Genomic DNA, 13690 nt, shown 5'->3' on the forward strand with positions numbered 1-13690 from the left:
TGGACTACGACCGCCATCGTAGAACAAACCGTCCACAACTATATTTATGATTATAACAATAATCGTATCCAAACGAAACTAAATAACCAGTCGCCAATAAATTATCGACAACTGATTATTTAAAAAGGTGTTTTACCCTGTCTCAAAAACGGGGGTCACTCCCTAAAGAAGGAGGTTTCATTGTTCATTATTGATGTTTGCATCCATTACACATCATTTCAAGTTTCTCTAAAGTAATAATTTTAAAAAAGGTTTTGTCTCATCCTTGATTTATTTTATAGTAATGTAAGCTCTAATTCTGAAATAAGATTGTGAGCAACTGGCATAAACTTTGCCGGAACTTCACCATCTTTATCTACCGGTGCTGCAAATTGGTTAATGGAGCTCACTAATATTCCACTTCCTGGAGTATCTTCGTTATCAATTCCCCCCTGGTATTCATGCGCTAATAAGAATAGTTGTCCTATTTCTACACTTACACCTTTCTGCTCTAGCTCTCCATCAATAGTTTTAAAAGGTATACGCAAAAAGACATAACCGTCACTCTCATCTATTTTATAATCAAAATAACCATGATCATAATCCCAATTTCCACCTAATACGTACCCTAATGGCTTGATATCTTCTTGAAGTTTTTTTAATTTAAAAGTGGTTCCTTCTATCCTTGAAGGTAGTGCAATCATCCTGTTCTTCCTCCTTTTTAAAGGCTTTAAATTATCTTTCCTCACACTCCAATAATTATGTAAAAAATATGATATAGTTGATTTATTCTTAAGAGGCGTTATTCCTAAAGAAAGTAGATGATTAATTGAAAGAAAAAATATTGAATCATTATATGATGACCATTAACTTTGTTACTTCGTTTCATGATATTAGTAATCAGCAGTGGCGTACACCTATTGAGAAAGACAAATGGACCATTGCTGAAGTTATTTCTCATTTAACACATTGGGATTTATTTATTTTAGAGAAGAGAATTCCTTATTTATGGTCATCTGATCCTTTACCGAAAGCAGGGTCCGTAGAGGATATGAACCATTATGCTGCTAGCCTCGCTCGCCAGCAAAGCAAAGAAACGACTATTTATGAGTATATAAAAACAAGAAATCAATTATATAAGAGTGTTCATGAAATTTCAGCTTCAAATTGGGAGGTCGATTTTCATATTGGTACAACCAAATTGAATGTGTACAAGTATCTTAATGACCTTGCAGAGCATGACTCACATCATTTAGAACAAATAAAGCAGTTTCTCGCTCTCTCTAAGTAACCTTAACTTTTTTGATAGGATAAGAATAGAAAAAAAGCCGATGACTTTTTATAGGAGTCACCGGCTTTTATGATGTTATGCGAGTCTATTTTTTATAAACGTTTTTCTAATTTTTCTTTTTCTTCCTCAAAGCCTGGCTTTCCTAATAGAGCAAACATATTCTTTTTATAAGCTTCAACACCTGGCTGATCAAACGGATTCACGCCTAAGAGGTAACCACTTAATCCTACCGCTTTTTCAAAGAAATAAACTAAATATCCAAAATGATACTCATTTAGTTCAGGGATGTTTACAATAAGGTTTGGTACTTCTCCATCAGTATGAGCTAACATTGTACCTTGAAAAGCCTTTTTGTTAACGAAATCCATGGTTTCGCCCGCTAAATAGTTTAAGCCATCCAAATCATTTTCAGCTTTTTCAATCGTGATTTGCTCATGAACTTCTTCTACATTTAAAACCGTTTCGAAAATATGACGACGTCCTTCTTGGATATATTGCCCCATAGAATGCAAATCCGTTGAAAAATCGACTGAAGCAGGGTATAGACCTTTTTGGTCCTTTCCTTCACTTTCACCGAACAGTTGCTTCCACCATTCTGAAACGAAGTGCAAAGAAGGCTCATAGTTTACCATTAGCTCGATTGCTTTTCCTCTAGAATAAAGGATATTACGAACCGCAGCATATTGATAAGCCTGATTGCTCTCAAGAGAAGGTTGACTAAAGTCTTCTCTTGCTTCTGCCGCTCCCTTCATCATCGCTTCAATATCAAGTCCACTAACAGCAATTGGTAGAAGTCCTACAGCTGTTAAGACAGAGAATCGTCCTCCTACATCATCAGGAATGACAAAAGTTTCGTAGCCTTCTTCATCAGCAACCGTTTTTAAAGCTCCTTTTGCTTTATCAGTGGTCGCAAAAATACGATTACGAGCTTCCTCTTTACCATATTTCTTTTCTAATAAGTCACGGAAAACGCGGAAGGCTATAGCCGGCTCAGTCGTAGTTCCTGATTTGGAAATAACGTTAACCGATACATCCTTTCCTTCAATCGCTTGTAAAAGATGATTTACATATGTAGAGCTTATATTATTTCCGACAAAGAATACTTGTGGAGTTTTACGTTCTTCTTTGTTTAAGATATTATAAAATGAATGCTGTAAAGCTTCTATAGCGGCTCGTGCGCCTAAATATGAACCACCAATTCCGATTACAATTAAGACATCAGAGTTGTTTTTAATTTTTTCAGCTGCTGCCTGAATTCGTGCAAATTCGTCAGTGTCATATTCAACAGGTAAATCAATCCAGCCTAAATAATCACTTCCTGCACCAGTACCATTGTGTAATGCATTATGAGCAGCAGTTACTGCATCTTGTAAATAATCAACTTCGTGTTGACTAAAAAACGAAAGAGCTTTTGAATAATCAAATTGTACTTTCTTCATTAAAACCGACCTCCCAAGTTTGTTTTCAATCTCTCATTCTTACACTTTAACGAAGGAAAGTTGAAGAATCAAGGTTTATTATTAATTTTTCTCTAAACATTCTAAAATCTACTTTGATTTTGTCATAATATTTACAAAATTCCCATGCAATATATAAAAAGTCATCTATTTTGTTAGTTGAACCAATTTCATCATTTATATCCTATAATGAAATCCGAATGAGTAGGTTTTTGATTTCCACTTTAGGTAGATGCTTTCACAGGGCTTGTCTTCAGCTAACTCCGACGACTTAGAGCTTCGTCAGAGTGGATCTTCACACGGCGCTCATCCTTTGGGAGTCACTACCTACCGTTGCAATCATCGAGTAAATCCGCAACCATTTTGTTTCATTCACTTATAGAGCAATGATGAAATTCGCTCAGTTGGTATTAATATTTAGATTTTACAACGCATCTTTTAACAATTCTGTAACGGACGTCTTATTCATTTTTTTAAAGTTACCAAATTCTCCATTTTCACTTGCAATATCGGCCATTCTTTCTATTGAATCATCTTTAATATCATAATCAGCCAATCGGTTTGGTGCTCCTAAGCTTGTCCAAAATTCAGATAAACGTTCAATACCCTCTAAAGCGATTTCCTCTTGTGATTTATCATCAATATTTACATTAAATACTTCTGTTGCCAATTGAACGTGTCTTTCTAGCCTTTCATTCATGCTTTTCTTCAGCCAATGCGGAAAAATGATTGCTAGTCCACCTGCATGAGGGATATCATGTACAGCCGAAATCGCATGCTCGATATTATGTGAACCCCAATCACCTCTTGCCCCCATCTGTGTAATTCCATTAAGAGCCATTGTGCCACAATATAATATCGTCTCTCTAGCCTCGATATCGTGTAAATCATTTATTAGTTTAGGTGCTGTTTCTATCACTGTTTTTAAAATCGATTCACAAATTCGATCCTGTAGGGGAGTGTTTGTTGCATGATGAAAATACGCCTCTAAAACGTGACTCATCATATCGACCATACCATATACGGTCTGGTCCATTGGAACAGATAATGTGTTTTCCGGATCCAAAATAGAGAACGAAGGAAATACATGAGGACTTCCCCATCCAACCTTTTGATTACTTTCCCAATTTGTAATAACTGAACCAGAATTCATTTCTGAGCCTGTTGCCGCAAGGGTTAAAATCGTTCCAAATGGAAGAGCGCTATGAGCTATTTCCTTTTTAGTAATAATATCCCATATATCAACATCTGATGTTGCCCCTGCTGCAATCGCCTTTGTTGCATCTATGACACTACCGCCACCCACAGCTAGAATGAAATCAATGTGCTGCTTTTGGCATATTTCAACCCCTTTTTTTACTGTGGTTAGCCTTGGATTAGGTTCAATACCTGCTAGTTCAAACACTTCTTTATCAGCGCGAGCCAAGCTTTCAATAACATGATTATATAATCCGTTACGTTTAATACTACCGCCACCATAAACAAGTAATACTTTCTTTCCTACGTTATTTAATTGTTCAAGTAATGCTTTATTTTGATCTTTTCCGAAAATTAATTTTGTTGGGTTATGAAACACAAATGGATTCATTATTATTCACCTGCTTCTTATGTATTTCCCTTATTATTCATGATTCAGTAAGAAACGTAAAGATTTTTGCTTATAGCATTGCCTTATATATTCTTCTTGTTATCAATACAAAGGGTTAAGTTATGAAAATTATTATTTCCTGAACGTTCATTTTATATTGGTTAAAAGGAAGGAATAATATGTTAAAAAAATTGTAAAAAAATCTGTATATTATTTCCCCTTCAATCTAATTCTAAACAAGAAGCATACTCTTATTGAAGAGCGCCGCTTCTATTTTATTCATCGTTGGAGGTGATAATCGTGAGTGGTTTACAAAGAACAGCTTTAGCTCTTACTATTATTGGTGCCATTAACTGGGGACTTATTGGATTTTTCCGCTTTGATCTTGTAGCAGCTATATTTAACGGTCAAGCGGCAGCAATCTCACGTGTAATTTATGCGATTGTCGGGTTAGCAGGTTTATACTGTATATCTCTTTTATTGAAGCCTTCAGAAGAGATTGATCATGTCCCAGAAACAGAATAACATGGCTAACAAAAAGGCGTATATGTTACGCCTTTTTGTTTTATTAAATATTAAAAACAAAATCCAGGTCATCAGAGATGACCTGGATTTTTATGCTACATTATTTTTTAGCACGTTTATTTAAATCGGCTTGGATTTCATTAGATTGTTTTAACCACTCTTTTAATTTATCTTCTAGTGTATTAAAACCTTGTGTTTTTTGTTGTTGCTGAGCTTGTGGTTTTCTTGTATTACCAGCACCACCTGTATTATTTGGACGAGGCTTACGTGCTGGACGCTCAGGTGCCTCTTGTGTAGCTCGAATTGATAAAGAAATCTTTCCAGAATTTTCATCAATTGACATTACTTTAACTTTCACTTCATCTCCTACTGTAAGAACATCGTTAATATCTTTAACAAATCCATGTGCTACTTCAGAAATGTGAACCAAGCCTTGTTTTTGATCATCGATTGCAACGAAAGCACCAAAAGGTTTAATTCCCGTTACTTTCCCCTCAATGATACTTCCAACTTCATAATTTGACATCTACATACAACTCCTAAATAATTTTTAACCTTTTAATATTAACATAGGATCCCTGAATAAGCAAAAGGTCGAATGATTTTTACACAGCTTTCTTTTGTAGCTGTATTTATATCAACCGACCTTACTACTATCAAGAAATTCGATTGAAGCTTTATCAACTAAATGCTTTTTACCAAAAAAAAATTATTTAGTAGCTTCCTTGTTTATTTTTAATTGACCTTTTTCTAAAGTGACTAAATTCATTTCTACCTTCAAATCTCTACTGTATTTTTGTAGCTTATATTCATCTTTATCACTAATTAAACTAATTACTTTTCCCGCTTTCCCCATTCTTCCTGTCCGCCCAGCACGATGAAGATAACTATTAGAATGAGAAGCTGCCTCTAATTGGATAATATGAGTGACATCATCTATATCTAACCCTCGTGAAGCCACATCTGTAGCCACTAAAATGTGTACAGTGCCCTCTTTAAATTGTTTAATCGCTTTTTCTCTTTCAATTTTTGACTGCTCGGAGGAAAGAGGTGCTACTTCAATTTTTCGATAGGCTAACTTTTCTACCACTTCGTTCAAACGTTCTATTTGATTAACAAAAACAATACCTTTTTTGATATGTTCTGCATGAATGAGCTTTCTAGTAAGGTCAATTCTTTCTCTTTCAGTCACTTTCAAATAAAGGTGAGAAATTTCTTGTACTAAGAGACCACCTTCTGCTTCTAAAGACACGATAAATGGTGCAAAATCGGCTACCATCTCTTTAAAGTTTGTTGGAATGGTGGCGGAAACAAATAAATATTGAGCTTCTCTGCCAACACGCTGAGCAATTTTGGTAAAATCCTCCCAAGCAGATTGCTCGTCTACCATTCGATCCGCTTCGTCCACTGCTACTATTTCTACTTCATGCACTTTTAGCTTTTTTAATTGAAGCAGCTCTAAAATTCTACCAGGAGTTCCAACAGCAATCTGTGGCTTTTCTTTTTTTAATCGCTCAAGCTGCCTCTTCACATTAGCACCGCCAATTAGAGATGCATGCTTAATTGGGTAATTTTCCGTTAGCTTCTTCAAAACATCCATAATTTGCATTGCTAACTCTTGAGAAGGCGCGATAATGATTGCCTGTAGTCCTTTTTTTTCGGAATTAACCTTCGAAAGAATAGGCAATAAGAAAGCTAGCGTTTTACCTGTTCCCGTTTGTGAGCGTGCAACAATATCTTGTCCAGACATCGCTTCTGGAATCATTTGTTTTTGTATATCTGTAGGTTCTTCAATATCCATTTTCTCTAATTGTGTCCAAATACTTTCTGCTAGAGGCATTTCTTGAAAAAATGTTTTCATTCTTCTCATCCTTTTTTTCACTTACTTTATTATTTGTTTCTTTTTTAGAATTTCATCATCTATTAATTGTAGCTGATTTAAAAACTCGTATTGAAAAGAGCCAATTCCTAAGTCTCGAGTTAATTCGTACGCTCTCTCTCCTGCTATTCCGTAATAAGAAAGAGCTTCACTAATTTTCCCCATATAATCCCTTTTAACAACAGAACCAGAGATACAAGCCGTTATGACAGCTCCTAATAAACACCCTGTACCTACGACCTTTGTTAGCCATAGATGGCCATTCCTAATTTTCAATTGTTCAAAACCGTCGCTAACATAATCAACCGCACCCGTCACGACTACATGACAATCGAAATGCTTTGCAGCTAGTATTGCTAGACGTTCATCTTGACTACGACCAGAACCATCTACACCCTTTACGGAAACATCCCTTCCTATTAATGCAGCGATTTCACCTTGATTTCCTCTGAGTACCGATATGTTCACTTCATGAAGTATTTTTAAACATGAGTTTGTACGAAATGGGGTAGCACCGGCTCCAACTGGATCAAGGACTACAGGAACACCAGCATCATTCGCGGCTTTACCAGCAATAATCATGCTATCCACCTGTTCTTGATTCAACGTTCCAATATTAAGTAAAAGTCCATCAGCTACTTTCGCCATATCCGCTACTTCTTCAGGACTATAGGCCATTACAGGTGATGCACCTAGTGCTAATAAACCATTTGCCGTAAAGTTCGTTACTACTACATTTGTTATACAATGAATTAATGGATTAGATTCCCTTACCTCTTGAAGAAACATAGAATATTAAGCTCCTCCCTATTGATTGCATTAAGAAAATCTTACCTTTTTTTTATTTCTAATACAAATGAATCCATTTCATCATACATATCTTATAATGAAAACCGAACAATTTGGTTTTTGATTTCCACTTTAGGTAGATGCTTTCCCAAGGGCTTGTTTTCAGCTAACTCTGACTAAGCTGAGCTTCGTCAGAGTGGATTTTCAAACAGCGCTGCTCCTTTGGGAGTCACTACCTACCGTTACAATCAACAATTAAATTCACAAACATTCAAGACATTTTTTTAATAAACGTTCGGTTTCATTCACTTAAACCCACTTCATCATTCATAAAAACCGAACATTTTGGTTTTTGATTTTCACTTTAGGTAGATGCTTTCCCAAGGGCTTGTCTTCAGCTAACTCTGACTACGCAGAGCTTCGTCAGAGTGGATCTTCAGACTGGAGTCACTACCTACCGTTACAATCAACAAGTAAATTCAAAAACATTCAAGACATATTTTTTAATAATTTTCGGTTTCATTCACTTATTAATCAATGATGAAATTCACTCAAATATTCATTTCTTCAGAACATTTGATTATACTTTCTAAATATTGGTTAAACTGAGAATATAAGATGGATGGTCTTTAACAAAAGAACCTTTCATTTTTTATTCCCCCCTATTTTAGACAAAAGCAGAAGGTGCTTTTGTCTTTTTTTATTATAACCTTTCTTTCTCTGAATTTAGTGCTAGAAGTAAAAAAACGAGTCTATTGAACAATTCTTGTTCAGGTGACTCGTTTTATAACTCAATCTGCATTCTTTTTTCTATTACATTTGACTCTACTGATACTTCTTTAAAAAGCTTCCCATTCTTGATATAGCTTCTTCTAACTGCTCCATTGAAGTAGCATAAGAACACCTTATATGTCCTTCTCCACCTTCTCCAAATACATCTCCAGGAACAACAGCGACTCTCTCTTCATAGAGAAGCTTTTCTGCAAATTCACTAGAGGTTAATCCTGTAGAAGCGATAGAAGGAAAGGCATAAAAAGCCCCACCTGGAGTATGACAATGAAGACCAATTTCTGCAAAAGATTTTATAAAATAATTCCGACGCTGTTTATAGGATTGTTTCATTCTTTCAATATCATCCATGCCACTCTTCAAAGCCTCCAAAGCTCCATACTGAGCCATTGTTGGTGCACACATCAAGCTATATTGGTGTAGCTTTAGCATAGCATTAAGAATATCAGGGGGAGCTAGAACAAAACCTAAACGCCAGCCAGTCATTGCAAAGGCTTTTGAAAATCCCGAAATGAGAATGGTTCGTTCTTTCATATTTGGTAAAGAAGCAAAGCTCACATGCTTATCATCATAGCTCAGCTCTGCATAAATTTCGTCTGAAAAAACAAGTAAATCATGTTTTTCAACGATTTTGGCTACCTGTTCCAAATCTTTCTTTCCCATTACAGCACCTGTCGGATTATTTGGAAAACTAATGATAATCGCTTTTGTTTTCTCAGTGATTTTAGACTCTATTTGTTTCGCTGAAACTTTAAAATCATCTTCAATTTTAGTACCTACAGATACAGGTACTCCTCCTGCTAAGGAGATCAGCGGAGCATAGGAAACAAAGCTCGGCTCTACTACTATAACTTCATCCCCATCGTCTAAAATAGCACGACAACCAATATCGATTGCCTCACTTGCCCCTACCGTTACTAATATCTCATTCTCTGCATGGTAGGCCACATCAAATCGTTTAAACATATAATTGGCAATTTCTTCTCTTAATTCTAATAACCCAGCATTGGCGGTGTAAGCAGTAAACCCACGCTCCATCGATGAGATACTTGCTTCTCTTACATTCCACGGAGTTACAAAATCCGGCTCTCCGACACCTAATGATATAATATTGTCCATTTTCGAAGCTAAATCAAAGAAACGTCGAATGCCTGATGGCTGAATATTTTCTATTCGTTGAGATAATCTTCTTTTTACATGTGGTCGAGACGTTGTCATGGTGTCACCACAATTCTTCTATCTTCTTCTACTTCTTCAAAAACAACTCCATCATGTTTATATTTTTTTAATTGAAAATGTGTAGTAGTGGATAGTACTGAATCGATTGAAGACAATTTTTCAGATACAAAGTTTGCAATCTGATGCATGGTATTCCCCTCAATAACCACTTGTAAATCGTAGGCTCCCGACATGAGATACAAAGCTTTTACCTCAGGAAATCTATATATTCTTTCGGCTACTTCATCAAATCCAACTCCTCTTTTAGGAGCTACCTTTACATCTATCATCGCTGTAACCTTTTCGTTAATTTCTACTTTGGTCCAATCAATAACCGTTGAATAATTTAAAATGATTTTTTCTTTTTCTAATTCCTTTAATAGAGCATCTACTTCAGAGGTTGTTAAATCAACCATTTTAGATAAGGTATTGATATCTATTCTTGCATTTTCTTCCACTATTTGAAGGATTTCAATTTTTTTAGAGTTCATCTATCATTCCGCTCCCTTTCGTTAGCAATCATTTTTATTTGATTCATTTTAACATAATCCGTTCCTACAAATTCATAAATTTAAAAAGTAACATGATGTTTTAGTTTTTTTATTAATGGCTATAATTTCTATACATGCTAACATTCGTAAAAAATCATCTCATTTTGTTTTAAAGGAGTTGGAAATCATCGTAACAAATTCAGTTCAAGCTCATAAAACAGCCCTTATTATTATAGACATGATTAATGATTTACACTTTGAGCATGGTGAACGTTTACTAAAGCACGCACTTCCCGTAGCGAAAAATATTGCCGATTTAAAAAAAGTCGCTTACAGGAATCATTTACCAGTAATCTATGTAAACGATAATTATGGTAGATGGCAATCTGATTTTCGTCATTTAGTAGAACATTGTTTACACAAAGATGTTTTAGGTAAACCGTTAGCCGAGCTTTTAAAACCAGGAGAACATGATTATTTTGTTTTAAAACCACAATTCTCTGGATTTTTTGGTACACCTCTAAATATTCTATTAGAGCATTTAGGTATCGATACTCTTATCATAACGGGTGTTGCTGGAAATATGTGTGTGCAATTCACAGCAAATGATGCTTATATGAACCATTATCGTATTTTTATTCCTTCAGATTGTGTGGCTTCCAATAGCCAGGAAGAAAATCATGAAGCCCTAAAAACGATGGAAAATGTCATTAAAGCTACTATTACACCATCAACCGATAAAAGCTTCCCTTTTTCATAAATCAAAAGAAGATTATAGACTTATAGAAAAATCCTAGGAGCAGTTAAGTTGCAGCACCACAAGAGAATCCTTCGCTTTTTCAAGGAACTACTTTTGCTTATTTCGTGAAAGTTTCATTTTCTTTAAAACAAATGACGAACATTTCCTGTTTTAGGAGTGTCCGTCATTTAAATCGTTTGATCAACTATTCTACTTATTCAAAAACTTGTTTTAAAAATTCCCGATCATGCTGTAGCCAGTACTTCATTAGTTTTTTTGAACCTTCTAAATCATGAAGCTTTGCTTGGCCACATTGTTTTTCTGTCGCTGCAGGGACTTCTTCAATTTCCAATGAGTATTTCATCGTCTTCTCCAAAATATCAATAATCTCATCTAATGTTGGCTGACCACTCATAATTAAGTAAAAGCCTGTTTGGCAACCCATAGGCGATAAATCAATGACATCAAAGTGACTATATTCTTCAGCGAAATGACGAAGATTAAGTGCAAGCAAATGCTCCATAGTATGGATGACATCTGGCTTCATTGATTGTTTGTTTGGTTGTGAGAAACGAATATCAAATTTATTTACCTGACCATCATTTCCTACTAAATGTGTCCCACAATGTCGAACATATGGGGCTTTTACAATCGTATGATCTAATTCAAAGCTTTCAACTGTTGGCATAACTTCCACTCCATTCTCATCTTTATAAATAAATTACCTATCAGTATACAAAAAAAAAACTAAACTGTCTAAGCTACTTAAGAACGATTTGTACCAACGCTCTCGATTTTAAGTTCATGTAATTGAGCAAACTGACGGATTCTTCCACTGAAATGCTCTGGCTTAAAGCGATGAATCCTAATTTGTCCACCTTGCTTTTTTTTAATAAATATGACATGTCTTGTACCAATATCGACAAATTGAATGCTACCTATTTCATCTACATTCGCCGCTTTTTCAAGCAATTTAAATCGTAAAAATTTGATTTTCACAGAAATTGTCCGTTCTTCTACTACTAAATGATACTCTATCATCATTGCAAATACATAAACAAATAAAAGAACAAAAGCAATATATCTAAAATTAGATTCTGATATATATGCATATGGTAATGTTACAATAAACAGTAGTATCCATAAAAATTTTGGCTCTCTTGTTATATAATGATCTTGCATAGTCCCTCCATAATCCTTTAAATATTATGCTTTAATGGTAACATAATTCTTTATTAAAAGGTTAACGTTCTAAACATTTCGGGAATGCTAAAGTTAGAAATAAGAAGGGAACTAACGATTATGCGATATAAAATAGATAAACATTTCTTTATACACCTCTTTAACCAAATAAAAACGAACCCTATATTAGACTGGTCAGCAACTCTAGCGTACTACTTTATGCTTTCCATTTTTCCTTTACTTATATTTTTAATTGCACTTATACCGTACTTTCAATTGGACATAAGTCAAATAGAAATGTTTATTAATGACTATCTACCACAGGAGTTAGCAGAAATCATTACTACTGTCGTACTAGATACTATTAGCACACAAAGAGGTGGTCTTTTATCTCTAGGAATTATAGCTACACTTTGGTCCGCTTCTAATGGCATAAATGCTTTTATTAGAGCCATCAATCGTTCCTATAATATCGAAGAAACTCGAAATTTCCTTAGACAGCGTTTTTTGTCTATGCTCTTAACGTTTGGAATTTTATTTATGATTATTGTCACCTTACTTTTACCTGTTTTCGGTTCTGCAATTATTCAATTTTTAGATTCCATCCTCTATTTCCCAGAGCAAACCACCGTGCTTCTTAATATGCTTCGTTGGGTTCTAGGAGTCGTATTAATCGCTTTACTTCTTCTTTTCTTTTATTGGATTGCACCCAATATTAAAGTAAAGCTAACAGATGTATTAATAGGAACAACCTTCGCAACGATTTCTTGGCAAATTGTTTCCTACTTATTTTCTTACTATGTTAGTAGCCTTACTGATTTCTCAGCCACTTATGGAAGCTTAGGTGGCGTAATTGTTCTCATGCTTTGGTTTTTTATTACGGGGATTATTTTAGTGATTGGGGGAGAAATTAACGCCTCTATCTATTACCGTCAATATATTATGGAAGAAGAAAAAGACAATAAATGAGTGAATTTCATCATTGCTCTATAAATATGTTTTGGATGTTTGTGAACTCACTCGATGATTGTAACGGTAGGTAGTGACTCCCAAAGGATGAGCGCAGTCTGAAGATCCATTCTGACGAAGCTCTGCGTAGTCAGAGTTAGCTGAAAACAAGCCCTTGGGAAAGCATCTACCTAAAGTGGAAATCAAACACCTAACCGTTTGGTTTTTATTAAAAGATAAATGTTTGTTAATAAACTTGTTGATTGAAACGGTAGGTAGTGACTCCCAAAGGATGAGCGCAGTCTGAAGATCCACTCTGACAAGCCCTGCGTAGTCGGAGTTAGCTGAAGACAAGCCCTTGGGAAAGCATCTACCTAAAGTGTAAATCAAAAACCAAACCGCTAGGGCTTTATTAAAAGATATGAATGATGAAATGGATTTAAATAGAAATAATATTAATTTTATGTATAAACACAATCAAAGTGGTTATGCTGTTTACCATAATGTTTTTGACTACTATTTTGAGGAGATGAAAGTATGAATAAAACGGAATTAATTCAAGCCGTAGCGGAGCGTACACAATTATCAAAAAAGGATGCTAGCTTAGCAGTTAATACAGTTTTTGAATTGATCTCTGAGTCCATGTCAAAAGGAGATTCAGTTCAATTGATTGGATTTGGAAACTTTGAGGTTCGTGAAAGAGCTGCTAGAAAAGGACGCAATCCACAAACAGGTGAAGAAATTGACATCGCTGCAACCAAAACACCTGCATTCAAAGCAGGTAAGCAACTAAAAGAAGCCGTCAAATAAAAAAT

General features: G+C 35.1%; 16 protein-coding genes. 6 read left to right on the forward strand and 10 right to left on the reverse strand.

Annotated features, from left to right (window positions below; all coding sequences use genetic code 11):
* On the forward strand, positions 1-123 hold a 123-nt coding region (locus tag AZF04_RS20535), incomplete at its 5' end, for an IS3 family transposase (RefSeq protein ID WP_153017216.1).
* Between the two features lie 152 nt (positions 124-275).
* Here the strand turns inward: AZF04_RS20535 and AZF04_RS05015 are convergent.
* Positions 276-683: a YugN-like family protein gene (locus AZF04_RS05015; protein WP_061947819.1), complete on the reverse strand. Its 408-nt coding sequence runs from the start codon at positions 681-683 to the stop codon at positions 276-278.
* Positions 684-808: 125 nt separating this feature from the next.
* On the opposite strand from AZF04_RS05015, the gene AZF04_RS05020 reads away from it, so the two are divergent.
* Positions 809-1270, forward strand: a complete 462-nt coding sequence (locus tag AZF04_RS05020; RefSeq protein ID WP_061947820.1) for a DinB family protein — start codon at positions 809-811, stop codon at positions 1268-1270.
* Positions 1271-1362: 92 nt separating this feature from the next.
* On the opposite strand, the gene AZF04_RS05025 is transcribed toward AZF04_RS05020, so the two are convergent.
* Together AZF04_RS05025 and AZF04_RS05030 are read right to left on the reverse strand one after the other, a co-directional pair.
* A complete protein-coding gene (locus tag AZF04_RS05025; RefSeq protein ID WP_061947821.1) occupies positions 1363-2709 on the reverse strand; it encodes a glucose-6-phosphate isomerase in 1347 nt (448 codons plus the stop codon).
* A gap of 442 nt (positions 2710-3151) precedes the next feature.
* Positions 3152-4315, reverse strand: a complete 1164-nt coding sequence (locus AZF04_RS05030; RefSeq protein WP_061947822.1) for an iron-containing alcohol dehydrogenase — start codon at positions 4313-4315, stop codon at positions 3152-3154.
* 300 nt (positions 4316-4615) lie between these two features.
* Between AZF04_RS05030 and AZF04_RS05035 the strand changes: the two genes are divergently transcribed.
* Positions 4616-4840: a DUF378 domain-containing protein gene (locus AZF04_RS05035; RefSeq protein ID WP_045482768.1), complete on the forward strand. Its 225-nt coding sequence runs from the start codon at positions 4616-4618 to the stop codon at positions 4838-4840.
* Positions 4841-4940: 100 nt separating this feature from the next.
* Here the strand turns inward: AZF04_RS05035 and yugI are convergent, their stop codons facing one another.
* The 5 genes from yugI to AZF04_RS05060 form a co-directional block, all read right to left on the reverse strand.
* On the reverse strand, positions 4941-5366 hold the full coding sequence (gene yugI / locus AZF04_RS05040; protein ID WP_045482771.1) for a S1 domain-containing post-transcriptional regulator GSP13: 426 nt from the start codon (positions 5364-5366) through the stop codon (positions 4941-4943).
* Positions 5367-5549: 183 nt separating this feature from the next.
* On the reverse strand, positions 5550-6701 hold the full coding sequence (locus tag AZF04_RS05045; protein WP_061947823.1) for a DEAD/DEAH box helicase: 1152 nt from the start codon (positions 6699-6701) through the stop codon (positions 5550-5552).
* A gap of 21 nt (positions 6702-6722) precedes the next feature.
* A complete protein-coding gene (thiM, locus tag AZF04_RS05050) occupies positions 6723-7508 on the reverse strand; it encodes a hydroxyethylthiazole kinase (protein ID WP_061947824.1) in 786 nt (261 codons plus the stop codon).
* An 825-nt stretch (positions 7509-8333) separates the two neighbouring features.
* A complete protein-coding gene (locus AZF04_RS05055) occupies positions 8334-9515 on the reverse strand; it encodes an aminotransferase (RefSeq protein WP_045482781.1) in 1182 nt (393 codons plus the stop codon).
* Entirely contained in the window at positions 9512-10006 is a 495-nt protein-coding gene (locus tag AZF04_RS05060) for an Lrp/AsnC family transcriptional regulator (RefSeq protein ID WP_045482784.1), read from the reverse strand. The genes AZF04_RS05055 and AZF04_RS05060 overlap by 4 nt, the downstream gene beginning before the upstream one ends.
* 115 nt (positions 10007-10121) lie before the next feature.
* Here AZF04_RS05060 and AZF04_RS05065 point away from each other — a divergent pair, with 115 nt between their 5' ends.
* Positions 10122-10766 carry a cysteine hydrolase family protein gene (locus AZF04_RS05065; RefSeq protein ID WP_082795431.1) on the forward strand — a complete coding sequence of 215 codons (645 nt, stop codon included), beginning with the start codon at positions 10122-10124 and terminating at the stop codon, positions 10764-10766.
* 193 nt (positions 10767-10959) lie between these two features.
* Here AZF04_RS05065 and AZF04_RS05070 read toward each other — a convergent pair whose 3' ends face one another.
* Both AZF04_RS05070 and AZF04_RS05075 read right to left on the reverse strand, forming a co-directional pair.
* Complete coding sequence (locus tag AZF04_RS05070; protein WP_045482787.1) at positions 10960-11433, reverse strand: S-ribosylhomocysteine lyase; 474 nt, start codon at positions 11431-11433, stop codon at positions 10960-10962.
* Positions 11434-11510: 77 nt separating this feature from the next.
* Positions 11511-11927: a hypothetical protein gene (locus AZF04_RS05075; RefSeq protein WP_061947825.1), complete on the reverse strand. Its 417-nt coding sequence runs from the start codon at positions 11925-11927 to the stop codon at positions 11511-11513.
* 120 nt (positions 11928-12047) lie between these two features.
* Here AZF04_RS05075 and AZF04_RS05080 point away from each other — a divergent pair, with 120 nt between their 5' ends.
* Together AZF04_RS05080 and AZF04_RS05085 are read left to right on the forward strand one after the other, a co-directional pair.
* Positions 12048-12896, forward strand: coding sequence for a YihY/virulence factor BrkB family protein (locus AZF04_RS05080; protein ID WP_064504062.1), 849 nt, complete (start codon positions 12048-12050; stop codon positions 12894-12896).
* A 516-nt stretch (positions 12897-13412) separates the two neighbouring features.
* Entirely contained in the window at positions 13413-13685 is a 273-nt protein-coding gene (locus tag AZF04_RS05085) for an HU family DNA-binding protein (RefSeq protein WP_045482793.1), read from the forward strand.
* The last annotated feature ends 5 nt before the right edge of the window (positions 13686-13690 follow it).

The organism is Alkalihalobacillus trypoxylicola, assembly GCF_001590785.1.
In the GTDB taxonomy this organism is placed as follows: Bacteria; Bacillota; Bacilli; order Bacillales; family Bacillaceae_D; genus Alkalihalobacillus; species Alkalihalobacillus trypoxylicola.